This window comes from Specibacter sp. RAF43 (assembly GCF_052114065.1).
Taxonomy (GTDB): Bacteria; Actinomycetota; Actinomycetes; order Actinomycetales; family Micrococcaceae; genus Specibacter.
This window is the reverse complement of record NZ_JBFREA010000020.1, coordinates 1-23373: the sequence shown is the minus strand read 5'-3', so window position 1 is coordinate 23373 and position 23373 is coordinate 1. Positions and strand designations below refer to the sequence as shown.

The window sequence follows — 23373 nt, the reverse complement described above, 5'->3', positions numbered from 1 at the left end:
TCCTCCTGCAGGTGTTTTTCACTTGTCGGCGTGGCATGGCCTCCGCCGGTGACGACCCTACCCCTCGCATTGCGTGCTGCCAAGCATACGCACGACGTGCCCGGCTTTTTTTGATTTCCTCACACGATGCGCCAGCGACGGGCTATGGGACGGGCTCGGAGTAGATGCCAAGCGACCATACTTTCGCTTCTGTGGCCACGGGACCATAGCTCGCGGATTCTGTCTGGGAACTCGTCTGAAAGAGAAGCTGCTCGTCCGGGCCCGCCTCAGCAGGGGCCTTCAGGGAGGCAGGCAGGGTGAATGTTGCAGCTGCTTCTGCACCCGCACTCGTGACCGCCGTTCTCGGACGCTCATTGTTGGTCACCTTCGGTTCCGGCATCTCGCCATTGGTACAAGCGATGAGACTTAACAGAAGAATGATCAGGCTCACAGAGGCACAAACGACTTTATTGCGACGCCCCATGGTGCGTTCCCCTTTGGCTAATGCGCAATGAGCGACAGTCAATCACGATCTATGCGCCGGCGGCGATCAGGGCCTGCGGGGCGGCTTGCTTCATGCGCGTCTTGAGCCACGCCAGCTGTACGGCGGTTTCCTGGTCGCAGCGCGCCACGACAGCCAACAGCTCGGCGTCACGTAGCCCTTGGCCGGCTTGTTTGACCACCGTCCAGGTGATGTCGACCAGGCTCGCAAGCAAGTACAGGTCCTGCAAGTCCCGGAGCAGGCCCACGGGTCCGGAACGCGTTTCACCAAGCCCCTCGGCGTGGAGGCGCTCGGGTTCGTCGTCCCCCGTCACCTCACCATAACGTTCGATGACGGCGGCCAGCTTCCGCTGGTGGCTGTCGCACTGGCCGGCGAGAGTCTGGCAGAGGTAGTGCACGTCCGGCTCGTCGCCGTGGCCTTCGGACACCTGACGGTAGGCTGTGGCCAGTGTTCCCTCGGACTTGTGGAGCAGGCCCAGATAGATGGGAAGCTTCACCGTTCAGCCCTCCTCGTTGCTATTCCGACGCGTTCCACGGCTACTGCGGCATTCTTGAAGACCGGTTGCTTGGACACCGGGTCCCACTCGGTCAACGTCAATTCGTTGGCGGCGGTGGGGCTCCCGCCGGGCTCTCCGCCGGAGTCCCAATATCCGTAGTGGAACGGGGCAAAAACGGTGCCCGGACGGATCTCGGTAATCTTGGCCGGCGCCACGAGGCGCCCGCGCCGGGACCGGATCAACACCTCCTCGCCCTCGCTGATGCCAAGACTTTGTGCGTCGGCGGATGACAGTTCCACCCAGACGTGCGGGGCGGCGTCGTTGAGTTGGGGCGACCGGCCGGTTTTGGTCCGCGTGTGGAACTGGTAGACGTTGCGCCCCGTGGTGAACCGCAGCGGGAATTCCGCGTCCGGTTCCTCGTGCGGCGGAGTATAGGGCGCCGTCTTGAAGATGGCGCGGCTCGCCGGTCCCATGGCCCGGTAGGCCTGCTCGCCGACCGCGGCGCCGGTCAGCAGGTCATGTCCGAAGGTTTCGCAGTAGTCCGGGTTTGTGGGGAACTGCCCGTCCGCATACAACCGCATGGTACCGCGGGGCCGCTCTTCGTTGCACGGCCATTGGATCCCGCTGGCGCCTCGAAGGCTGTCATAGCTGATCCCCGTGTAGTCCACGGGCCGTCCGCGGGTGCACTCGCGCCACGCAGCGAAGACCTCCTCGGCGTCCTGCCACGGCAGCAGGGGGCCACCGCTTCGCGTGGTGAAATTCATCCGCTGGGCGTAGTCCAAAAAGATGTCCAGGTCGCTGCGGGCTTGCCCCGGCGGCTGGACCGCCTGGTCGGATAGGTGGACGGTCCGGTCCACATTCGTGAATGTTCCGGACTTTTCACCCCAGGCGGCGGCCGGGAGGACAACATCCGCGTATTGCGCCGTCTCGGTCAGGTACAAGTCCTGCACCACGAGGAACAGTTCCTCCTTGGCCAGGATCTCGCGAATGCGGCCCAGCTGCGGCATGGAGACCGCGGGGTTGGTGGCTGATATCCACAGAAAGTCGATGGAGCCCTGTTCCGCATACCGAAAAATTTGGAGGGCGTGCGTGGGCGGGACCCAGTGCGGAATGACGTCAGGGTCGACATCCCACAGCTTGGCGAGCTGTTGGATGTGCCGGGCGTTCTCCCAGTTCCGGAACCCCGGCAGGTCTCCGTCAGCACCGCATTCGCGGTTGTTTTGGGCCGTCGGCTGTCCGTTCATTTGCAGGATCCCGGCCCCTGGCTGGCCAATCTTGCCCCTCATCAGGTGCAGGTTGTTGACCTGGCAGGCCGAGGCCGTGGCCTGCGAAGATTGATAGAAGCCCTGCAGGACGGTGGAGAGCGGACGGTCGGAGGTGCCGAAGATTTCCGCGGCCCGCCGGACGTCGGAGGCAGAAACGCCGCAGGTCGTGGCCACGGCCTCGGGTGTCCATTCGTCGACGGCCGCGCGAACGTCGCCGAACTTGAGAGTGTGGGCGGTGATGAATTCCTCGTCAAGCCAGTCATTGGCGATCACCTCCCTGATGAGGCCGTGCATGAGGGCAAGGTTGGTACCGGGACGGACGGCCAAATGGACATCCGCCTCGCGGGCGACAGGCGTCTCGCGGGGATCGACGCACACGATCCGGGGGCGGTCGGGACCGGAGCACCGGTCAAGGACCCGGCTCCAAAGGACCGTCTGGGTCTCGGCCATGTTGTGCCCATAGAGGAATAAGGCGTCGCACTCATCGATGTCGCGATAGCAGCCAGGCTGGCCGTCGGAACCGAAGGTTTCCTTGAGGGAGGACGCGGCCGTCGCCGTGCACAACCGCGTGTTGCCGTCCATGTGCGGCGTTCCGATGCCGGCTTTGCCCAGCAGCGCCAGTGCATAGTATTCCTCCAGGAAGAGTTGGCCGCTGGTATAGAAGGCGTGACTCAGGGGGCCTTTTTCGCTCAGCAATGCCCGGCTTCGATCGACTATGCGGCCCATTGCAGTGGCCCAATCCGATTCCACGAGGCGGCCATTTTCCCGGACCAAGGGGACGGTGAGCCGATCACTGTTGCTGATCCCCTGCCAACTGGCCAAGAGCCCCTTGGGGCCCAGCCGGCCGTGGTTGACGGCGTCCCCGGCCCGGCCCCGGACACCCACCATGGCCCCGTCCTTCACCGCAATGTCCAGCCCGCAGCCGTTGCTGCACAGCACGCATGCCGAGTGAACCCACCTCTCCACGTCCTCTTCCCGAACGCCGTCGGCCAAGGCCTGGTCCACCCGGGGGGGCCAATCCCCGCCTCGCGCGTACGGCGTGCGAGGCCCCCATATGTCGGTGATGCGGTCCACCATGACTCCTCCTCAACTGCTCAGCTTCATGTCAGCATCCGGTCTGCGCAAGCACCCCGGTTGTCGCCCACCGTCAACGGGCATCATTGGCTCAACCCGAGGCCGCGTGGGAAGTTCCGCCGCGCGGGCGGGCCCCACCCATGACTGGCAAGCTGGTTGGTCTTCACGCAAGCTACCGGCCTCAAGGGCTGGGTTTGTTGCGGCGGGCTCGTGTGCGTAGTTGGATGATTCGAACCGTGCCGGCAATGGCGACGAGGATGCCCCCGCCGACGGCTCCAATGAATAGTCCTACGCCGATTGATACGGTGCCGTTGAGTCCCAAGTAGTGAAGCGTGACGGATTCCTGGTTCTGCAGGATAAGGATGATCAGGAGCACCAGGACCAGCAGACCGGCGGACGTCGCAACCCACATCATGCTGGCACGGGTCACGATGTTGGGCTTGGATTGGACCGGCTCGCTGGTGGGGTGCGGCGGCGTGTTTTCCGGTGAGTGCGGCTTTTCATTCATGGGGTCACTGTCCTCTCCGATGAAATCGCGGGTGACATGGCCGGAACTTTCACAAATTTGAGCCCACCGACCTGGGCCGGCGGTCCGGGCGGCTGTCCGGCGACCAGCCATGTCGTCTTGCGCCCCCACTTCACGACCGCATCAAGCACGGTTGGGGAGTTGTTCAGGATCTGACTCACCCCCGACCCCTGCGAGGTTCTCCACCTGATGAATCATCGTCCTGATATTCATGCCGGGCATGGGAACCTCCCGATTGTTCGTCTTCGGGCCAGCTTACGCCCGGGGCACAGGGGTGGGAACAGATGGGTGCGGAGGGCACCTTGACGGCCGCCGATGGCTAGTTTGTGCCCTCGCCTAAGGCGGCCTGACCCCTGTTCGCCGGACCCAGCCATCGGAAGAGGGCACGTCGTGGGATGACTTGCTCCCCAGGCCGTGTTTATAGACTGAGGGCAAATCCAGCCATTCGGTTGGCACGCGACGGGAATGAAATGGCCACTTTTCGGGAACTCCACTACACGGCGACGCCTCTCCTGCTGCCCAACGCCTGGGACGTCGGTTCCGCCCTGGCATTTGCGGCGGCGGGCTTTCCTGCCGTCGGGACCACGAGCTTTGGCATTGCCGCAAGTGCCGGCCGGCCCGACGGCGGCCGGTCCAGCAAGGCGGCAACCGCCGCCTTGGCGACGCAGCTGTGCCGCCTGCCCGTCCACGTCACGGCGGACATCGAGGACGGCTACTCCGAGGACCCGGTCGAGGTTGCGGAATTTGTGGCCCAGATGGCAGCCTCGGGCGTGGCCGGGGTCAACCTGGAGGACAGCACGGACGGGCATTTGGTGGATCCAGGAGTCTCGGCCGCCAAGATTGCCGCCGTCAAGGAACGCAGCCCGGGCGTGTTCGTCAATGCCAGGGTGGACAACATATGGTTTGCCGAAGAGGCCACCRTGGACGCCGTCCTGCTCCGTGCCCGCGCCTACGCCGACGCCGGGGCGGACGGGATCTTTGTCCCCGGACTTGCGGACCCGGAGGACATCCGGAGCATTACCGCCGGGATTGAGCTGCCAGTCAACGTGTTGGCACATCCCTCGCTGACGGTTGCCGAGCTGGGTAAGTTGGGGGTCCGGCGGGTGAGTTCCGGCTCCCTGCCGTACCGCTCGGCCGTGGATGCGGCCGTGAACATCGCCACCGCCTTGCGCGACGGCAGGCAGGTCCCGGCCGCCACCTCCTATTGGGAGATGCAAGAACGCCTTGTGGCATTTAGCGGCGGCACCGCTGGCTGACCGTCGTCGACTCGAACCCGCCCAATAGGCGACGGCCGACGCATCCACCGCGCTGCGGTCCTGCACGAAAGGAGCATGAGCGCATGTCAGCACGATTCGCCTGGGTGGCTGAGGCTGCGCGGGGCGAGTGGCTTCGCCGCATGGAAGCCGAGCCGTTGGGCAGCGTCCTCTCCATTGTGCCTGAAGGATTCGAGGCATACGCGCGCGTGTTCCACCCCGTCGAGCGGGACCGTCCGCGCGACCTGAAGACGTGGCGGTGCATCGATGAGACGACCTATTTCGACGGTGTCGCGGACATAGCCGCGGTACTCGAGACCGAGCAGGCCACCTGGGGGAATGCTGCGGCATCGTTCCAAACCACCATGCACGCCGCGGCGCAGTACGCGCGGCTCGTGCGGCGCGACCATGGCAGTTCCATCGGGCCGATCGCCGCGGACGGTTGGCGATACGGTTGAGGGATGGGGCGCCCTTGTACGTTCGGCAGGAGTTGCTTACCTCGTCTCCGAGTCGCCCGACGAGCAGGAACCAGGTTCCGGGCTGCTCACCTGCGAGGTTTCAATCGGAGCGCGCCTCGTGGCGAACGACTTCGCGGATACGCCCTGGCCTGGCCGCGCACCCTGGGTCGGTGACCTCATGTGGGCACAGTCGCCGAGTATCCTGTGGCCCGCGGATCACTCATGGCTGCTCACCACCGAGGCAGCCTGCCCGCGGCGAGCAGGATCATCCTTGTTGGTCCGCAGCGATTGCCTAAGGGGTTCTTGCGTCAATCTCGGCTMGCCGGGACTGGACGATGCGCCGCACAGCGGCATCCGGTAGTTGATGCTCCACGGAAAAGTGGATGCTGCCGGTTGTTGTTTCGAAATTGGTCAGCACGTCGAGATTGGCTGCGACGACGGCGCCGCTGAAGGGGTAGAGCGACAGGAACTTCTTTGCCTGGACGGCGGCGATGAGGCCCTTGCCCCGGTACATGAGGGCGGCCATCGCGTAACTGGTGCCTTCTTCCGCCGCGGGCACGAGTTCCAGCGCGATGGCATAAAGCCGTTCGAGGGCGGCGCGATCGGGGCCTTCAATCGTGCTGAGATACGTGCCGACAGTACCCATAAGGTGATCGTACCCGAGGCACCCCCCTTGGATCACGGCGGTACGCCCTAGGAACTCTCCCGGTTTTCAGTCGACATGTCGCCCACGCCGGGCTTGCCTTCGGCGAGGGCGTAACGCTGCATCACCGCGCCCCTTGGCGAGGTGACGACCGGCTCGATGAGCCTGAGGTTTGTCGGAACCACCCCATCTTCGAAGACCTTCTTCCCAGTGCCGAGGAGGATCGGGTACACCCAGAGCGTGAGCCGATCGAAGAGTCGTTCGGCGAAAAGGGTCTGCACGAAATCGAGGCTACCGATGACGTGGACGTTGGCGTGTCGGTCGCGCAGTTCGCGGACGGCGACGGCGCAATCCGGACCAAGCAGTGTGGAGTTGGCCCACTCAAGAGTCGGCGACTGCCGCGAGGCCACGTATTTCGGGAGCTGGTTGAACAATCGCGCAATGCTTCCGTCCACACCCTCCTCCTGATAGGGCCAGTACGAGGCGAAGATATCGTAGGTTCGGCGCCCGAGCAGCAGCGCGTCCATCCCCGCCATCCCGGAGTTGACCTGCTCGCCGACCACTTCGTCCCAGAGGGGTGCCTGCCAGCCGCCATACGTGAACCCGCTGTCGGGGTCCTCGTCCGGTCCGCCGGGCGCCTGCGCGACACCATCAAGTGTGGTGAACAGGTCGATATGAATGAGTCCCATGCCGTGCTCCGTTCGGCTCGCCCGTCGTCGCCCGGCGACGGGGTTCCTTCTAGGCTCTCACAAGGCCCTCACCTAATCAACGGGCCTCAGCGTCTCCCCCGCCGGACTCGGGACAAGCGCAAGATCGCTTCCTCGGCTGCACATTTTGGGATGGGAGCTTAGAGGTCGGCGATGAGTGCGTGCAGGGCTTCCAGGTGCCGGCGAAGGGCCTCGCGCCCCGCATCGGTCAGGCTGAGCCACGTGCGGGGTCGCTTCCCGACGTAGCCCTTCCTGGCGCTGAGATACCCGGCCTGTTCCAGGATCGCGGCCTGCTTGCTCAAGACCGGGTCGCTGACCTCGATGGCCTCGCGCACCGCCGCAAACTCGGCATCGTCCACCCGGGCGAGGGCCGCGACGATGCTTAGCCGGACCGGGAGGCTCAGATAGTCATCGAGCCGCAGCCGCGGATGGTGTGATGCGCCGGCGTCCGAGGGGCGCCCCGCGTCGGAGGCCGACTGCCCCTGGCATGCAATCCTGGTCAACGTGTCCTCCACCCGCCCCAGCCCCGGGATCCCCCGAACCGGCCCGCGGAGGCCCCCGCCATCAGCGGCAACCCCGTGGCCATGGCGTACGGAATCCACAGCCATGCGTCGCGGGTTTCCGTCAGATCCAGCAGCACCATGCCCAGCCCGAAAAGCAGGGCGCTGAAGGCAAAGCCGACCGCATACCGCCTGCTCCAGCCCAGGCCGGAGGCGCTGCGCCAACGCCCGTACGTGACACAGGTTCCCACCACGCCGACACCAAAGGCAGCCGTGGCGGCGAGGTCCAGCCAGAGGATGTCCTGCGGGTAGACGTAGACAACCACCAAGAGGTACAGCGCGACGAAGGTGGCCATCGCGGCGGCATAGCGCCCCCCGGCCAAGTCCGCCGAGCGCGCCAGGCGTGCCCCGCCGATTCCGCCGGTGCGGGCCGCCTGCAACTGCTCATCGAGTTCTGGGCGGGATTCGTGGAAGTGGTCGGTGGCCATGAAGGTCTCCTCGGCTGGCGCGGATGCGTCCGGATGGACTTCCCTCACCGTACTATAACTACTTTCCTTTAAACAAGTAGTTATCTCGCCCCGTTCGCGAAGTAGCCCACCGGGTGGTATTCATGGATCAGTGCCGCATGGTCCATGAATACCACCCGGCGGGCAACGTCGCGAAGGAGAACTCCATGGCAACCATCGATCTCAACAGCGATGTCGGGGAATCGTTTGGCAACTGGACGTTTGGAGACGACGCCCGGATCATCGAATCCACCTCCAGCGTCAATGTCGCCTGTGGCTTCCACGCCGGCGACCCCACCACCATCCGGGCCACCGTCGCGGCCGCCAAACGTGCCGGGGTCGTCATCGGGGCGCATCCCGGATACCGGGACCTGGCCGGGTTCGGTCGACGCTTCATCGACATGGAACCGGCGGAACTGACCAATGACGTGATCTACCAGATCGGCGCCCTCCAGGCGCTGGCCGGGGCCGAAGGCGCAAGGGTGCAATACGTCAAGCCCCACGGCGCCCTCTACAACACCATTGCCGGGCACCCGGTGCAGGCACGCGCCGTCGTCGAGGCCATCCTGGCCGTCGATGCAACGCTGCCGCTCATGGTGCTGCCCAACTCCGACATCGACCGCTTGGCGCGGGAGGCCGGGCTTCGCACCGTCCCCGAAGCCTTCGCCGACCGCGCCTACAACCCGGACGGCAGCCTGGTGTCACGCACCCGGCCCGGCGCCGTACTGACGGACGTGGACGCCGTCGTCGCCCAAAGCCTTCGTTTGGCCACCCGCCAGGAAATCCAGGCCGTCGACGGCAGCATCCTGAAGGTTTCTGTGGAAAGCATCTGTCTGCACGGCGACACTCCCGGCGCCGTGGCGATGGCCGCGGCCGTCAAGGCGGCACTCGTTGGTGCCGGTGTTTCGATCCAGGGTTTCGTGTGACCTCCAGGGGGCACATAGTGGGAATCCGGCCGGTTGGTGACCGTGCCATTTTGGTGGAGCTCCCCGGCCTGGAGGAAGTCCTCAGCCTCCAGGCGTTCCTGACCGAACGGCCCGACCAAGGGCAGCTGGATGTGGTGGCGGCCGCGGAGACGGTGCTCATCACTGCCGTTTCGACCGCGGCGGCCGCCCGCATTGCCCGGACGGTCTGGGAGGCGGACCTGTCCACGCCCCCGGAGCGCGACGACGCAGTGGTGGTCATCGAGACGGTGTACGACGGCGAGGACCTTGCCGTGGCGGCCGCCATGGCCGGCCTGACTCCCGAGGGGCTGGTGGGCATGCACTCGCAGCAGCTCTGGACGGCCGCCTTCGCGGGCTTCGCCCCGGGGTTTGCCTACCTTGTCTCCGCAGTGGCGTATCCACCCATTCCACGCCGGCCATCACCACGCACAAGCGTTCCGGCCGGAACCGTGGCCATGGCCGGCCGGTATTCGGCCGTCTATCCCGGGATATCCCCCGGCGGTTGGCAATTGATCGGCCGCACGACCGCGCCCATATGGGACCCAACCCGGCAGTCCCCCGCTCTCGTCAACCCCGGCAACAGGGTGCAATTTAGCCCGGTTCGGGAGACGGCGGCCATGCGGCGCCGCAGGCGTACGACGGCGGCCACCCCCGCCGGCGTCGTGGTGCGCGCCGCCGGGTTGCAGACAACCGTTCAAGACCTCGGCCGGGAGGGCTTCGCGGACATTGGCGTGACTGGTTCCGGCGCCCTGGACCGGGCCGCCCTGCGGCGCGCCAACCGCCTGGTGGGCAATGCCCCGGGAGACGCGGCGTTGGAAACGGTGCTCGGCGGCCTGGAACTGGAAGCCCGCCAGGACCAGGTCCTCGCCGTCACCGGCGCCCCGGCACCGCTGACCATCAGCGCCGCCACGGGCGAAGACCGCAAACAGTCCTCGGAATCACCCTTTGCCCTGATGGCGGGCGAAAGACTCACCCTCGGCCGGCCGGCGTCGGGGTTTCGCAGCTACGTGGCTTTCCGCGGCGGCCTCGACCTCCCCCTGGTCGTGTCCTCGCGGTCGACGGACCTGCTCTCCGGAACGGGATCCTCGCCCGTCGTGGCGGGAACCGCGCTGCCGGTGGGCCGCCCCTCCCCCCACAATGTGGTCGGGAACCCCGAAACACCGCCTCCACCGCCGCCCGACATCACGACGTTTCGCTATGTCCCCGGGCCTCGCACCGACTGGTTCTCCCCGGAATCCGCCGCCTCCTTCGCCGAACAGGTCTGGACGGTGTCGCCGTCGTCCAACCGCATTGGCCTGCGGCTGCTCGGTGAGGCCCTGGAACGGGCACGGACGGGCGAGCTCACCAGCGAAGGCACGGTGAACGGGACCATCCAGGTGCCGCCGTCCGGGCTGCCCGTGCTGTTCCTGGCCGATCATCCGGTCACCGGCGGCTACCCGGTCATTGGGGTCGTCATCGGAGACGACCTGGACCAGGCCGCACAGCTGGCCCCCGGCGCAAAACTCCGTTTTCTGGCTGTTCCCGACGCCGGGCCGGTGCCCGTAACGCCCTGACACCAACCGCAATCTGCTAGTCGCCGAAATACTCGCCGAGRCCGATAATGAGGCCATGGACATTGAGAACTGGTGGCCATTGCTGGACCCCGCGACCCGGCAATGGCTCATGGACAACAACGGAGACGTCGTGCCGCCAGGCGTTCTGGATCAGATCACGGCGGTGGCGGGTCATCCTGAGGTGGATGCTTCCTGGGCCGGGGACAGCGTGCCAGAGGGATTCCTGCTTTCGGATGAGGCAATCGACTGGATAGAGGATACGGCGAACGATGAGGATTCAGCAGGCGGGTAACCTTCGCTCCTTCCACGTCCCCGAGAATTTAGACGGCCGTATAACCACCGTCGATAGGAATGGTCGCGCCGGTGATGAACTTCGCCTTGTCGCTGGCGAGGAATGTGATGAGGTCGGCGACTTCCTGCGCCTCGCCGACCCGGCCGGCCGGGTGCAGGGTGGCATACTGCTCGAGGGTCGGCTCGTCGATGAGCGGGGTGCGGATGACGCCCGGGGCCACCGCGTTGACACGGATGCCCTCCTTCGCGTACATCGTCCCGGCGGCGCGGGTCATGTTCACGACGCCGCCCTTCGAGGCCGAGTACGCGATGTTGTTCGAGACGGCCACGAGGCCGAACATGGACGCGAGGTTGACAACGACGCCGCCCCTGCCCTGTTTGAGGAGCTGCTCGATAACGTACTTGTTGGTGTAGAACACGCCGGTGTAGTCGATGCCGTTGGTGCGTTCCCAGTTTTCGACGGTGGAGGTGACGACGTCGCCCTCGCCGCCGACACCCGCCGAGGCGACGGCAATGTCAAGGCTGCCGAATTCCTCGACCGTCTTCGCGACGGYGGCCTCAACGCTCTCGGCCTTTGAGACATCGCCCTGAAAGAACTTCGCGCCTATCTCCTCGGCGACTTCCTGCGACTGGGGATTGAAGTCGAAGATCATGACCTTCGCGCCTTCGGCGATGAAGGTCTTTGCGGTGGCGAGGCCGAGCCCCGATCCGCCGCCGGTGATGAATGCGACCTTGTTCTCGAGCTGCATGACTAAGTCCAATCTGTCAACGTTTTGCGATCACGGTGGTGGCCTCTATCCAGACAATGCAACACCCGGGTGCATCAAAAGACAAGGTCCGCGCGGGCCCTTCATCCATCCCGTCGCGGAGCGCACCCGTATCCCCGATCCGCTCGGCCCGGGGCCCCAGCGGTTGCGCAAGTCCCGATTGACGACTATACCTATTCCGTCATTTCGACCGGCACGGCGATGACATCCACCATCGCGCCGTTTCGAAGCACCGTCACGGGCAGCGGCACACCGATGGCCTCGGCGAACAACTGCTTTTGCAGGCTCTCGGCGCTCGAGACCGGACGCCGACCGACGGTGAGCACCAGGTCGCCCGGTTTCAGCCCGGCGTGCTCCGCCGGCGAGCCGGTGATGACGTCCGCGACGCGCAGCCCCTCCCGCTGCCCGGTGCGCAAGGCCATCGTCTCGTTCAGCGTTACCGGCGAGCTGGCCAGGCCCAGGTAGGCGCGCCGGACACGCCCGTCGGCCATCAACGCGGCGATGATCCGCCGGGTGGTGGCGTTGATTGGAACGGCCAAGCCCAGGCCCGCGCCGGCCACGGCCGTATTTATGCCGACCACCCGGCCGTGGGCATCGGCCAGCGCGCCGCCGGAATTGCCCGGGTTCAGCGCGGCGTCGGTTTGGATGACGTCCTCGATCACCCGCCGGGTACGGCCGAGGGCGGCGGGCATGGACCGCCCCAGCCCGCTGACGACCCCGGCCGTCACGGATCCGGCCAGGCCCAGCGGATTGCCCACCGCGATGACCAGCTGGCCCACCCGCAACCCCTCGGCGTCCCCGAGTTGGGCCGGGGCATGCATGTGCGAGAGGCCGCGGATAACGGCCAGGTCGGAGAGAACGTCCGCTCCCCTGATCTCAAAGTCCGTTCCCGTGCCATCGGCGAAGGCCGCCCACCCGCCGCTGGCGCCGGCGACCACGTGGGCGTTGGTGAGCATGTAGCCGTCTTCGGTGAAGACGACGGCGGAGCCTGCGCCAATGCGCACGCGCCCGTTGCGGCCGGTGCCCATCAGCTCGACGGCGGCCACATGCGGCGCAACCGCCTCGGCAACCGTGATGACGGTCCGGGAATAGGCATCCATGGCCTCCTCGGCCCCAAGCCGAGCTTGGGGAACGTCAGGAAACTCCTCCACCGCGCACCTCCTGGGGCGGTCGTGGCCGGTTGTTGGCGACGCGGCCCGTCCACGCACGGGCTGCGCCTCATGCCTGTACAACGAATGTGGCGTCCGCCATAGTCCTGCCGCCGGTACGCCGTCGGTGAACGCGCCAACGAATTCTGCGTCGTGTGAATCGGTCGTTGCCTAAGCTCAGCGGGCGACCGGCGTACCGAGCAGCTCCCAGCCGAACCTCGAAGTCATCAGCGGCGCGGCGAAACTGCCCCCGTTGCCCGGTGCAAAAAGTTGACACGTCAACTAAATGGACTAAGATATATGCATATGCATGTACTTTAGTGGGGCCCGGGCGGTGCTCGTTCTGACTGTTGCGCCGACTGTCCGCTCTTGGACTTCCACAGCAGCGCCTCAGCGCACCGGTAGGCCCCGCGAGAAGGACATTGCGAAACTATGCAAGGAGGAAATCGTGGTTGACAGTTCGATTCAGCACCGTGGCTCCATCGGGACCGTGCCCCAAAAGGGCATCCCCGAGGAGGTGGACGTAGTGATCGTCGGTTCCGGTGGGGCAGGCCTGACGGCGGCGCTCACCGCCGCAAAGGAGGGCGCACGGGTTCTCGTTGTCGAATCCCGGGAACTCGTCGGGGGTGCCACCGGCATCTCTGCGGGAGCCGCCTGGATCCCCAACCATGGCTTCTCGACCAAGGACCTGAAGGTGAAGGACGACCTGGACCAGGCCCGGCGCTACATCTACGGCCAGGGCCGCGACCAAATCCTTGACCACGACCTGGTGGAGAAGTTCCTGGAAACCGGACCCCACGTCGCCCGGTTCATCGAAAAGAACACCTCCTTCGGGTGGATCCCGACGATCTGGCCGGATTACCGCTCCGACATCGAGGGCGCGTCGGTCGGCCGGGCCCTCTTCCCCGGACCTTACTCCCCCGAGGGTCTGGGAGAGGACGCGAAGTACGTGCGACCGGCCCTGACGACCGGCATGGCCAAGAACCCGCTTCCGTTCTGGTTGTTGGGCGGCATCGGCATCGACGACGTCTGGCTCGCCGGACCGGCATTGGTAGGGGCCCTGCTCGAAGGTGGCCTGCGTAACGGCGTCGACGTCCGCGTCGAGGCGCCTGCGGTCCGGCTCGTCACGGATGAGTCAGGCGTGCGGGGGATCGTCGTGCGGGCTGACGGTGTCGAGCACACCGTGCGTGCCACCAAGGGGGTCCTGCTGGCCAGTGGCGGATTCGAGAGCTCGGCCGAGGTCAGCACGACCTACCTCGACGCGCCGTTCGGCGTGCAGGTCTCGCCCCAGGGTCATGACGGCATCGCGGTGCAGTTGGCCAAGGAGGTGGGCGCTGACCTTACCGGGATGGAGGACGCATGGTGGATGCCCGGGGTGCAGTTGCCCGGTGAGGAGTTGGAGGGCCAGCCGCTCAGTCGTGTATTTCTGGGGGAACGTGCGCTGCCGCACAGCATCATGGTGAACAGTCAGGGTCTGCGCTTCGCGAACGAGGCCCTGGCCTATGACCAGTTCGGACAGATCATGCGCGAGGTCGACCCGACGACGGGCACCATGCCCAATGCCACGGCGTGGCTGATCTTCGACCAGAAATACTGGAAGAAGTTCGGGATATTCGGCGTCACGCCGGGCGGAGAGGTGCCCAAGTACCTCCACCGCGCTGATACCCTGGCGGAATTGGCGGCCAAGATCGGAGTCGACGAGGCGGGGCTGCTCCGCACCGTCGACCGGTTCAACCCCGAAGCCGCACGAAGTCGCGACCCGCAATTCAACCGCGGTGACACAATGTTCGACCGCTACTTCGGCGCGTTCTACCCTCGGCTGGGCAAGAACTCGCCCGACGCGCGGTTCCCCGCCGCCACCGCAAAGGCCAGGGTACGCATCGCCGCGGCGATCGGTCCGATCGTGAGCAAGCTCGCGGGACGGGCGGCGAAGAGGAACAACCCCGAACGACTGCGGTCGGTAGTGGTCGGGCCCCTGGCGAAGATCATCCGACCCGTGCTCAAGAGCCCCAAGTCGAGCGTGCTGGGACCGGTCGACACTGCGCCGTACTACGCCTCAAGGTCGAGGCCAGCGCGCTCGGCACCGTCGGTGGTCCGAAGACGGACGCAGTCGGGCGCGCGCTGAATACCGAGGGCAAGGTCATCCCGGGCCTCTACGCCGCCGGCAACGCGGGCGGCGCCCCCACGAAGGGGTTCTACGGAGGCGCCGGAGGAACGATCTCGCTCGGGCTGGTATTCGGTTACCTGGCGGGACGCGAAGCGGCGCGGCGAAAGGATGACGCCTGAACATTGCGTCGGTGACCTCGACCGTCGAATCGACGGTTGAGGTCACTCGTCACGGACAGCACCAATGCCGCGCTCTACGGCCACGGGCCGCTGACCGCGCGTCGCCGGGCTGTTCGCCCGAGCTCTTGATCAGGAAGGCGCCAACTCAGCGGCGCTTGTCGTCCGAGAAATCAGCTCGGCCGCCGACGCCGCTGCCTTGGGGTTTCATGGCTCGCCTTCGTTCATCATCGACGGGGCGGACCTATTCCCTGTGGACACCGAGGCCGCGGTGACGTGTCGCGTGTATTCCACACCGGAGGGCCTGGCCGGGCAGCCAACCCTGCAATCCCTCCGGGACGCCGTCAGGGCCGTGCTCTCCGGCAGCATCCGCACCAGCTGAATCTGGGGTGGGATGTGAAGGCCAGGTCCTTGCTTCTTTTCCCTAGCTGGTGGGCAGGAGCTCGGCGATGAGCGCCTGGATGCGGGATTTGATGTCGTCGCGGATAGGGCGGACGGCGTCCACGCCCTGCCCGGCCGGGTCGTCCAGCTCCCAGTCCTCGTAGCGCTTGCCGGGAAAGATCGGGCAGGTGTCCCCACACCCCATGGTGATCACGACGTCGGACTCCCGCACGGCGTCCGTGGTCAATACTTTGGGGATTTCGGTGGACATGTCAATGCCCTCCTCGGCCATCGCGGCGACCGCGGCCGGGTTGACCGACTCCGCCGGTTCGGAGCCGGCCGAACGGACCTCGATGGCCCCGTTGGAAAGCGTGGCGAGGTAGGCGGCGGCCATCTGCGACCGCCCGGCGTTGTGCACGCAGACGAACAGGACGGAGGGGTTCTTGGCGGTATCGGTGGTGCTCACGGGTTACTCCTGGAATCGGCGGGGTGCAGGGTCTCTGCGTCGTTGTGGCAGCGAAGGGCCGACTGCCGGGCGGAAGCAAGCAATGGCCGGTTGTTTAGGCCACGTGCAGGCGCGGCGCGAGGTCGCCGACGCGGTGGGATAGGTCGGTGAAAGTGGCCTCGAAGGCTTCCTCGGTGTTCAGCCGCAGCGGGTCCGGCACGGACCAGTGGATTCCACCCGCTAGCGTGAGTTCCTCATGGGCGTTGTCGCACACGGTGACGACGAAGTCCTCCCCCTGTTCCACCTCGTCCAGTTGGCGGGGGGCGATGTCCGCAAGGACGACGCCGTGGCGGCGGGCGACGTCGAGGGCTCCCTGGGCGATGCGGTCGGCCGGGTGGGTCCCTGCCGATGATGCGGGGATTTCGCTGGACTGTCGCCAGAGTGCCGCGGCCAGTTGCGACCGGGCACTGTTGCGCGTGCAGACGAACAGGATGCGGCGCGCCCCGCGATCACCCCCGGGGGTGAGTCCGTCCAGCGCTCCGGGGGCGAGTCGAAGGTAGCTCCGACGCCTGTCGGCCTCGGAGCGGTGGCGCGTCGTCAGCCCCGCCTCTTCCAGTGTCCGCAGGTGGTGGGATAGGAGGTTGGAGGGCATCCCGAGTTCCGCCTGCAGCTCCGTCGGGGAGTGGTCGCCGAGCGTCAGGAGGTCCACAATGCGCAGCCGGGCGGGATCGGCGAGGGCGGCATGCTTTGCGACGCGTGCCCGGAGTCCGTCAATTTGCTCAATATTCATTGGTTCAATTTTGACTGAGTTAGTTTCATGAGTCAAGCTGTTTCCATGACTTCACTCCAGCCGCCCTTGTGGCGCCGCGCCGTCGCCGAACTGCTCGGCACCGGCCTGCTTGTGTCCATCGTCGTCGGCTCCGGAATCGCCGCGCAGCGGCTGTCCCCCAATGACGTAGGTTTGCAGCTGCTCGAGAACAGCACCGCGACGGTATTGGGATTGACGGTGCTGATCATCGTTTTCGGACCTGTCAGCGGAGCGCACCTGAACCCCGTTGTTTCCCTCGTGGACTACGTCCTGGGCCGGCGCCGGGGAACCGGACTGACAGTGCCGGAGCTTGGCATGTATGTGGTGGCGCAGACTGTGGGCGGGATCGGAGGCAGCGTGCTCGCGAACGCCATGTTTGACGTCGGCACCTCCGTCTCGGTCAAAGACCGCACCACCCCGGGACATCTGCTCGGCGAGATCGTCGCGACCGCCGGCCTCGTCCTGTTGATCTTCGCCCTGACCGCCACCCGCCGGAACACGCTGGTGGCCCCGGCGGTGGGAGCCTACATCGGCGCCGCCTACTGGTTCACGTCCTCGACGTCCTTCGCCAACCCCGCCGTCACGGTCGGCCGCGTCTTTAGCGACACCTTCGCCGGCATCGCCCCGGCCTCCGTCCCCGGCTTCATGGTGGCCCAGGTGATCGGGGCGGCGGTGGGCCTGGGCCTGCTCCTCCTCCTGTTCCCCGCCGCGGCACCCCGCGTGGACGACGTCGATCGCCGGCAGGCCATGGAAAGGACCGGCTCCTGAACTGACAGTCACAGCCGACGCCGTCGGCTTCAGTGCCCTGTTGGTGCTAGTGCTCCGAGTCTGCCGCCGCCTTCTTCTTGGCGTTTTTCTCGGCGTCCTTCTCCGCACGCAGAGCCTCCGCCTCGTGCTGCTCCTCGGCCTTTTCMTGGTGGATAACCTCCGCGAAGAGCTTCTCCATCTCCTTGGCCACGCCGGCGGCTGAGGCCGGATTCTGGCCGGTCACCAGCCGGCCGTCGACCACGACCTTTTCCTCAAAGACGTCGGCGGAGTCGTGGATGGCGCCTTGTTCCATAAGCCGGTCTGCCAGGAAGAACGGTATGACTTTGTCCTTTCCTGCAGCGACTTCCTCGTCGTTGGTGAAGGCGGCGACATGCCGACCCTGGACAAGGCGGAGACCGTTCTCCAATTCCACGTTCAGCAGCCCGGCCGGTCCGTGGCAGACCGCACCCACCAATCCGCCGGCCTTGTAGACGGTGGCCACCAGGTTCTGCAAGCCCTCGCTGTTCGGGAAGTCCCACATGGTGCCGTGGCCTCCCACGAGGAAGACGGCGTCGTACTGGCCGGGATCAACGACGTCGACTCGGGCCGTGTTGTAGAGACCGGCGCGGGTGGTCTCGTCTTCCGTGAAGGCAACCTGGATGGGATCTTCCGAGTCCACCTTGTCGCGAGGGGGCTGGCCGCCTTGGATGGACGCGAAGTCGACGAAATGCCCGGAATCCTTGAAGACCTTCCAGGGATGTGCAGCCTCGGCCACGTTGTAGCCGGTCTTCTCTCCCGTATTGCCGATCTCGGAAACGCTGGTCAGTACCATGAGGATTTTCTTCATGAGATGCTCCTTTCGTACACCCCCACCCTAGGCGCGTGCCCGACAACCTGCCTAGCCCAATTCAGGGCCTCCCGCCCCGATCCGGGGTTCTTGCCTGATGTCGACTCCTGCTCTCCGGGCTCTCCGGATTGGGCTACCTCACGCTTGCCCCAACCCGTTCCACCCTTGCCGGTGGAAGCCGCTAAGACGAATTGCGAAAGCAGCGCCCATCAGAGTCGCGAACGACAAGCCGACCAAACCCGCACCGTCAAGGGCCTGCGACAGCGCCGCAGCCACTCAGTGTTGATGCCCAACCGCCGCGACCTCGTTCACCCAGGCCGCAACCGTTTCCGTCTGCTGCGAGGCACCCAGCCGCAGCAGCAAGTCTTGGCTGGCCCCCGCCAGACACGCCACCTGGCCCTTCATGAAAAGTCTGCCTGAGTCCTGTCCTGGCCAGGGCGGCGCGCGCTAAACTGCTGAAGGTGGGACCCATTATCCACGCCGAGCAGGGTCGGGCCGATTGACGGCCTCCTTGCTTGGCCTCGGGAAGGACACCAGCCATGACCGGAAATAGGATCGGTTACTTCGTCGGCAGCCTCGCTGGCAATTCCATCAACCGGACCCTGTCCAAAGCACTCATCAGACTTGCGCCGGAAGAATTTGTGTTCACCGAGATCCCGATCCGGGACCTGCCGCTGTACAACCCCGACGTCGATGCCGACTTCCCGGCCCCGGCGCGGGCCCTGAAGTCGGCCATCGAGGCATCGGACGGCATCCTCTTCATTTCCCCCGAATACAACCGCTCCATCCCCGGCGCCTTGAAGAACGCCATCGACTGGGGATCCCGGCCCTGGGGAACGAATTCGTTCGCCCGCAAACCCACCGGCATCATCGGCGCCTCCCCCGGCGGCATCGGCACGGCGGTCATGCAGTCGTCCATGCGCGGCGTCCTGAGCTTCCTCGACGCCCCGCAGCTCAACGCTCCGGAAGCCTACATCACCTTCAGCCCCGAGGTCTTCGGGGACGGCGGCGAGGTCAAGAACGAGGCCACGGAAGCGTTCCTGCGGCACTACATGGACGAGTACTGCGCCTTCGTCCAGCGCGTCCTGGCCGCCACCGCACCGGGGCATATCGGCGACGAGCACCCCGATTCGAGGAAGTAACCACCGGGCGGGTCACCGCCCCTTGCCGCAGCGCGGAGTCCTGCCGGGATGGCCGCGGCGCCGACGCCAGGCCGGGCCGTTTCCGTTTCGACAGTGTGAGTCGCTCTTGGGAACTCCGCCCCAACCCGTATCTGATCACCTGGGCCGAGTAAGACACGGGCCATACCCTCACCTACGTCCGGGCCTACGAAAACCCGACCGTTTGCACCACATCACTGGTCTGGCCCCTCACGGCTCCTGAGCCGACTACATCGCCTCCTTCGGCTTCGGAGACATCTACTCACGCACGGGCCTGACCTGCATCCCCTATATCGGCTTCCCGCGAGTGCTCAATGCCCTGACCCTGGTCAAGGAGGTCATGCCCGAGCGGGGACCCACACCGGAAGCCGACGCCGGCTAAGGCACGAACCGAGGTTCTCCTACGCCTTCGACGCGATTCCGTCGATTGCCGCAAACTTGCAAGTTGTAGCGCCAGTCGGGATCCAGCCAACACAACGAAAGGATTTAACCATGAGCAAGAAAATCGGATTCGTAGGACTCGGAACCATGGGCGAGGGCCGCAGGCATCAGGATTGGCGAATCATTGAAGGACGAGGCCGACCACGCCGACGACGGTTTCCACAGCCATGTGCTCCCACCATTGCCAGCCTTCATTTCACCACGCATCTTCACGTCAGACCGGACGATGGTGTCCTATGATCGGTGACAGGGCGCCCTCCCGTACGGCGTCCGCTTTGTCATGTCCGGCTGCGTGCCCGGGGCGGCGGAACGCAAATTTGATCTTGGGGGAACATGAAACAGGAACTTGGTGTGGAACTGCCCGTGGGGCCGCGGCCCGGCCCGGACCTGCCACACCAGCCGGGGCCGTTCCGGCATTTCCTGGTCCTGCATCCGGTCGGCGTTGATGTGGCCATCACCGTGCTGTGCGTCGGCCTGAACGTTATTCCCGTTCTGCTGCTGTTCCCCAATATTTTCAAGCACCCCACGACGGCGGCCGGTCTCGCAGCAAGTTCCGGGGTGCTGCTGCTCTTCCGCCGCCGTCATCCTGTGGGAGTGCTCATGGCTACGGCTGCGCTGACCGTTCTCGGCTATGCCGTCCACGGACTGTTCCTGCTGCTGCCGCTGTCCTTCGCGCTGTATGCGGTGGCGGTGTACCGTTCCGTCCGTGCGGCCTGGGTCGGCTTCGCCTGCGTGCTTCCTATCCTCGTGGCCGATGCCTTGGTCAACGACCCGTCCCCCACCCCGTTCTCGCCCGAGCCTGATCCGATCACGGAATCTGAAGCGACCATTCCGGCCGGGATTTCCGCGCTGATCGCGGTCCTGATTGGGACGAGCGTGGGCAGCCAGCGCCGCCATATTGCGGCGCTGGCCGAACATGCCCGGCAGCTGGTGATCGAACGTGACCAGCGGGCCAGGCTGGCTGCCGCGCTTGAGCGCACCAGGATTGCCCGCGAGATGCATGACATCATCGCGCACAGCCTCTCGGTGATGGTCGCGCTGGCGGACGGCTCCGACGCGGTGCTGCACACCTCGCCCGAGCGGGCTGGTACCGCCATCCGGGAAGTGGCGAAAACGGGGCGGAAGGCGCTGGTGGACATGCGCGGCGTCCTGGGCGTCCTGAAGGGACCCGGCGGCCGGGAGCCGGATGGCGCGGAGGAAATCCTGCCGCCGTCGGGCCCGGAGTCGCTGGCGGGGCTGGTGAAAACCTTTCGGGTTGCGGGCCTTCCCCTGACGTTCACCACGACCGGGACTCCGCCACAGGATCCGGCACTGCACATGGTGGTGCACCGCACTGTCCAGGAAGCCCTGACCAATACCCTGCGCTACGCACGCAGCGCCACCCGGGTCACCGCCGTCGTCAACTATGGCCCGGCTCAGATTGAGGTCACCGTCCAGGACAACGGCCAGCAGCCGGAGCCCCAGCCCTCCCAGGGATCCCGCCTGGGCATCCTCGGCCTACAGGAACGGGCCGCGATCTACGGCGGGACGCTGGAGGCCGGGCCGGAGAGCCCGGGCGGCTGGAGGGTCAGGGCCACCTTACCGATTGCCAGCAAGGGGGAATCATGAATGCCGTCTCCGGGGGGACAGCGTGAGCGTGCCAACGGAACCTGCCCCGGCCCCGATCCGGGTCGCCCTGGTGGACGACCAGGCGCTGCTGCGGATGGGCTTCAGCATGGTCGTTGGCGCCCAGCCCGACATGGAAGTGGTCGGAGAGGCCGGGGATGGCCGGTCCGGCATCGAAGTAGTCACCGAGAAGAAGCCCGACGTCGTCCTGATGGATGTGCGCATGCCCGGGCTGGACGGGGTCGCCGCCACCCAGGAAATCGTCAACGCCTGGCCCCAGTGCCGTGTCATCATCCTGACCACGTTTGATCTGGACGAGTACGCATTCTCCGCCATCCAGGCCGGGGCCAGCGGTTTCCTGCTCAAAAGCGTCCAGCCCGAAGAATTGCTGGCAGCAATCCGCTCGGTCTCCTCCGGGGATGCGGCCATGTCGCCGCGGGTCACCCGCCGGATGATGGACCTGCTGGCCCCGGCGCTGCCGGCGCTCCAAGATCAGGCACCGCGCAGGCACGCGGAGGTCGTGGCCCTGCTGACGGTGCGCGAGAAGGAGGTTTTGGTGGCGCTGGCCGAAGGATTGGCCAACCAGGAAATCGCCCAACGCCTCTACGTCGCCGAGGCGACGGTCAAGACCCATGTCGGGCGGATCCTGATGAAGCTCGGCGTCCGAGACCGGGTGCAGGCAGTGGTCGTGGCCTTCGAGTCGGGCCTCGTCCGGCTCCGGCTCTGAGGAAGAGGTATCGGGAGGCGCAGGCGACGGCAACGTGGGCCTCGGAAAAGTGATGCGCTTGGTATCCGGCCCCCGGAAGAGGGAGGAACCGGACAATCGGCGGGGATGTCTGTACTGGGGCTCACCGGGCAAGCCGGGCCCTGGCAGACTGCGGATCAGGGGGTGCGAAGCAGGACACGCGCCAAAGTGGCATGGAGGTTCACGAGACCGCGGCAAACCGCGGGCAGCGTAGCCAGAAAGACGGTACCGAGGAGGAGATTGATGAGATTGTCACCCAGGGCCCGGTCCAGGGAGGCAAAGAGATCGGGCGCGAAGTTTACGGTCAGTCATTCGGAGATGTGCCAGTCATTGTCGTGAGGGCCGGGGAGAAAACGGAACCAAAGCCAGTAGGTGCTGCCGCCCAGACCGGCGGCGAGCCAGGTCACCGTCAAAGACCAGGTAAAGATACCGACCAGGGGGTTGATGAGCATGCCGTGCAGCAGGAACCTCCAGTACTGCCCGCTGCCCAGAACAGTGCGGATGGCGCCGATGATTCCGGGCCGCCCGGGCACTGCCCACCGCGGCCGGCCCAGGTCGCATCCGGCCGACCGCAGCCGGGTGAGTTCAAGAGTGCCGAGGCCGCGCCCCGCGTATAGGGCGCCGAATAGCAGGAAGAACCCGGCGTAGATGATGAGGGTGCCAACTCCCGTCGCAAACAGCGTGAGGGTCACGGCCAGCCCGGCGGACGTCAGGGGCAGCGCCGGCAGCAGGAACCCGAGATTGTTGGCAAGGCCGCGCAGGCCCGGCCCTCGGGCTTGCGTGGGCGGGGCCGGGGGCCGCTGGATCGAAACGGGAGCAGTAGTCATGGCGCTTTTCCTCGTTGGAATCGGTCTTGTTCGAAGGGGATACCGCCAGCCTAGAGGCAGGGTCCACGGATCCAGATCGTTCGATATGGTGAAATCGGCGACGGCTGCGTACATCAAAAGTCGTATCTGCGGCCGGATGCTCCCGGCTCCCTCAGGAAGGCGATGAGCCAATGCACGGCTCCAAGGACGGGAAAGGACACCACCGTTCTGCTGGCCCGTTGCCGCGTCCTGCGGGATGAAGCACTTCTACTCGCCGCTCCGGGACAGGGAGCATAGAGTGTGGCTTCGGCCTCACACCCCTGGGCGCGATAGCGGCGTGAGAGCGAATCGGCGAGCCCAGGTATTGGAGCACCAGCTGATCAGCGTTAATGCCCGATCCCGTGGCAGTGACCACTTGCGCGAGCTGGACGCCCGAGGGAACAGGGTTGGGTTCTTGCGCGAGCTGGACGCCCGAGGGAACAGGGTTGGGTTC

The 23373-nt window shown here is 65.9% G+C and carries 23 protein-coding genes and 1 pseudogene; 11 read left to right on the top strand and 13 right to left on the bottom strand.

The genetic code is table 11. The features are described from left to right. Positions 1–512: 512 nt before the first annotated feature. The 3 genes from AB4Y80_RS11815 to AB4Y80_RS11805 form a co-directional block, all read right to left on the bottom strand. Positions 513–977 carry a hypothetical protein gene (locus tag AB4Y80_RS11815; protein WP_442214350.1) on the bottom strand — a complete coding sequence of 155 codons (465 nt, stop codon included), beginning with the start codon at positions 975–977 and terminating at the stop codon, positions 513–515. Then, positions 974–3319, bottom strand: a complete 2346-nt coding sequence (locus tag AB4Y80_RS11810; protein ID WP_442214349.1) for a molybdopterin oxidoreductase family protein — start codon at positions 3317–3319, stop codon at positions 974–976. The genes AB4Y80_RS11815 and AB4Y80_RS11810 overlap by 4 nt, the downstream gene beginning before the upstream one ends. Positions 3320–3497: 178 nt before the next feature. Next, entirely contained in the window at positions 3498–3824 is a 327-nt protein-coding gene (locus AB4Y80_RS11805) for a LapA family protein (RefSeq protein ID WP_442214348.1), read from the bottom strand. Between the two features lie 488 nt (positions 3825–4312). Between AB4Y80_RS11805 and AB4Y80_RS11800 the strand changes: the two genes are divergently transcribed. Together AB4Y80_RS11800 and AB4Y80_RS11795 are read left to right on the top strand one after the other, a co-directional pair. Continuing rightward, complete coding sequence (locus tag AB4Y80_RS11800) at positions 4313–5098, top strand: isocitrate lyase/PEP mutase family protein (RefSeq protein ID WP_442214347.1); 786 nt, start codon at positions 4313–4315, stop codon at positions 5096–5098. Positions 5099–5181: 83 nt separating this feature from the next. Further along, positions 5182–5553, top strand: coding sequence for a hypothetical protein (locus tag AB4Y80_RS11795; RefSeq protein WP_442214346.1), 372 nt, complete (start codon positions 5182–5184; stop codon positions 5551–5553). Between the two features lie 292 nt (positions 5554–5845). On the opposite strand, the gene AB4Y80_RS11790 is transcribed toward AB4Y80_RS11795, so the two are convergent. The 4 genes from AB4Y80_RS11790 to AB4Y80_RS11775 form a co-directional block, all read right to left on the bottom strand. Next, the gene (locus tag AB4Y80_RS11790; protein WP_442214345.1) at positions 5846–6199 is read right to left on the bottom strand and encodes an iron chaperone; all 354 of its coding nucleotides are present in this window, start codon (positions 6197–6199) and stop codon (positions 5846–5848) included. Between the two features lie 47 nt (positions 6200–6246). Next, positions 6247–6885 carry a dihydrofolate reductase family protein gene (locus AB4Y80_RS11785; protein WP_442214344.1) on the bottom strand — a complete coding sequence of 213 codons (639 nt, stop codon included), beginning with the start codon at positions 6883–6885 and terminating at the stop codon, positions 6247–6249. A gap of 158 nt (positions 6886–7043) precedes the next feature. Next, positions 7044–7397 (bottom strand): winged helix-turn-helix domain-containing protein, encoded by a 354-nt coding sequence (locus tag AB4Y80_RS11780; protein ID WP_442214415.1) that lies wholly within the window; start codon positions 7395–7397, stop codon positions 7044–7046. 5 nt (positions 7398–7402) lie between these two features. Further along, entirely contained in the window at positions 7403–7891 is a 489-nt protein-coding gene (locus tag AB4Y80_RS11775; protein ID WP_442214343.1) for a hypothetical protein, read from the bottom strand. Positions 7892–8076: 185 nt separating this feature from the next. Between AB4Y80_RS11775 and AB4Y80_RS11770 the strand changes: the two genes are divergently transcribed. From AB4Y80_RS11770 to AB4Y80_RS11760, 3 genes are read left to right on the top strand one after another with little or no spacing between them, the layout of a single operon-like run. Continuing rightward, the gene (locus AB4Y80_RS11770) at positions 8077–8835 is read left to right on the top strand and encodes a LamB/YcsF family protein (protein WP_442214342.1); all 759 of its coding nucleotides are present in this window, start codon (positions 8077–8079) and stop codon (positions 8833–8835) included. A gap of 17 nt (positions 8836–8852) precedes the next feature. Next, on the top strand, positions 8853–10406 hold the full coding sequence (locus AB4Y80_RS11765) for a 5-oxoprolinase/urea amidolyase family protein (protein ID WP_442214341.1): 1554 nt from the start codon (positions 8853–8855) through the stop codon (positions 10404–10406). Positions 10407–10461: 55 nt separating this feature from the next. After that, positions 10462–10698 (top strand): hypothetical protein, encoded by a 237-nt coding sequence (locus tag AB4Y80_RS11760; protein WP_442214340.1) that lies wholly within the window; start codon positions 10462–10464, stop codon positions 10696–10698. Between the two features lie 28 nt (positions 10699–10726). On the opposite strand, the gene AB4Y80_RS11755 is transcribed toward AB4Y80_RS11760, so the two are convergent. Both AB4Y80_RS11755 and AB4Y80_RS11750 read right to left on the bottom strand, forming a co-directional pair. Continuing rightward, positions 10727–11446 carry an SDR family NAD(P)-dependent oxidoreductase gene (locus AB4Y80_RS11755; RefSeq protein ID WP_442214339.1) on the bottom strand — a complete coding sequence of 240 codons (720 nt, stop codon included), beginning with the start codon at positions 11444–11446 and terminating at the stop codon, positions 10727–10729. A gap of 191 nt (positions 11447–11637) precedes the next feature. Beyond that, positions 11638–12564 carry a S1C family serine protease gene (locus AB4Y80_RS11750; RefSeq protein WP_442214338.1) on the bottom strand — a complete coding sequence of 309 codons (927 nt, stop codon included), beginning with the start codon at positions 12562–12564 and terminating at the stop codon, positions 11638–11640. A 358-nt stretch (positions 12565–12922) separates the two neighbouring features. On the opposite strand from AB4Y80_RS11750, the gene AB4Y80_RS11745 reads away from it, so the two are divergent. Both AB4Y80_RS11745 and AB4Y80_RS11740 read left to right on the top strand, forming a co-directional pair. After that, complete coding sequence (locus AB4Y80_RS11745; RefSeq protein WP_442214337.1) at positions 12923–14737, top strand: FAD-dependent oxidoreductase; 1815 nt, start codon at positions 12923–12925, stop codon at positions 14735–14737. Further along, positions 14731–14898: pseudogene (locus AB4Y80_RS11740) on the top strand (hypothetical protein); the annotation flags it as partial. The gene AB4Y80_RS11745 and the pseudogene AB4Y80_RS11740, both read left to right, overlap by 7 nt. 421 nt (positions 14899–15319) lie before the next feature. On the opposite strand, the gene AB4Y80_RS11735 reads toward AB4Y80_RS11740, so the two are convergent. Together AB4Y80_RS11735 and AB4Y80_RS11730 are read right to left on the bottom strand one after the other, a co-directional pair. After that, positions 15320–15742 (bottom strand): arsenate reductase ArsC, encoded by a 423-nt coding sequence (locus AB4Y80_RS11735; protein ID WP_442214336.1) that lies wholly within the window; start codon positions 15740–15742, stop codon positions 15320–15322. A 94-nt stretch (positions 15743–15836) separates the two neighbouring features. Beyond that, the gene (locus AB4Y80_RS11730; RefSeq protein WP_442214335.1) at positions 15837–16511 is read right to left on the bottom strand and encodes an arsenate reductase/protein-tyrosine-phosphatase family protein; all 675 of its coding nucleotides are present in this window, start codon (positions 16509–16511) and stop codon (positions 15837–15839) included. A 45-nt stretch (positions 16512–16556) separates the two neighbouring features. Here AB4Y80_RS11730 and AB4Y80_RS11725 point away from each other — a divergent pair, with 45 nt between their 5' ends. After that, the gene (locus tag AB4Y80_RS11725; RefSeq protein ID WP_442214333.1) at positions 16557–17297 is read left to right on the top strand and encodes an aquaporin; all 741 of its coding nucleotides are present in this window, start codon (positions 16557–16559) and stop codon (positions 17295–17297) included. Between the two features lie 46 nt (positions 17298–17343). On the opposite strand, the gene AB4Y80_RS11720 is transcribed toward AB4Y80_RS11725, so the two are convergent. After that, positions 17344–18123 carry a type 1 glutamine amidotransferase domain-containing protein gene (locus AB4Y80_RS11720; RefSeq protein ID WP_442214332.1) on the bottom strand — a complete coding sequence of 260 codons (780 nt, stop codon included), beginning with the start codon at positions 18121–18123 and terminating at the stop codon, positions 17344–17346. A gap of 539 nt (positions 18124–18662) precedes the next feature. Between AB4Y80_RS11720 and AB4Y80_RS11715 the strand changes: the two genes are divergently transcribed. The 3 genes from AB4Y80_RS11715 (at position 18663) to AB4Y80_RS11705 (ending at position 22056) form a co-directional block, all read left to right on the top strand. Beyond that, positions 18663–19265 (top strand): NADPH-dependent FMN reductase, encoded by a 603-nt coding sequence (locus AB4Y80_RS11715; protein WP_442214331.1) that lies wholly within the window; start codon positions 18663–18665, stop codon positions 19263–19265. A gap of 792 nt (positions 19266–20057) precedes the next feature. After that, positions 20058–21332 carry a sensor histidine kinase gene (locus tag AB4Y80_RS11710; protein ID WP_442214329.1) on the top strand — a complete coding sequence of 425 codons (1275 nt, stop codon included), beginning with the start codon at positions 20058–20060 and terminating at the stop codon, positions 21330–21332. Positions 21333–21360: 28 nt separating this feature from the next. Continuing rightward, positions 21361–22056, top strand: a complete 696-nt coding sequence (locus AB4Y80_RS11705; RefSeq protein ID WP_442214328.1) for a response regulator — start codon at positions 21361–21363, stop codon at positions 22054–22056. 326 nt (positions 22057–22382) lie between these two features. On the opposite strand, the gene AB4Y80_RS11700 is transcribed toward AB4Y80_RS11705, so the two are convergent. Continuing rightward, entirely contained in the window at positions 22383–22901 is a 519-nt protein-coding gene (locus AB4Y80_RS11700; RefSeq protein WP_442214327.1) for a sensor domain-containing protein, read from the bottom strand. Positions 22902–23373: the final 472 nt, after the last annotated feature.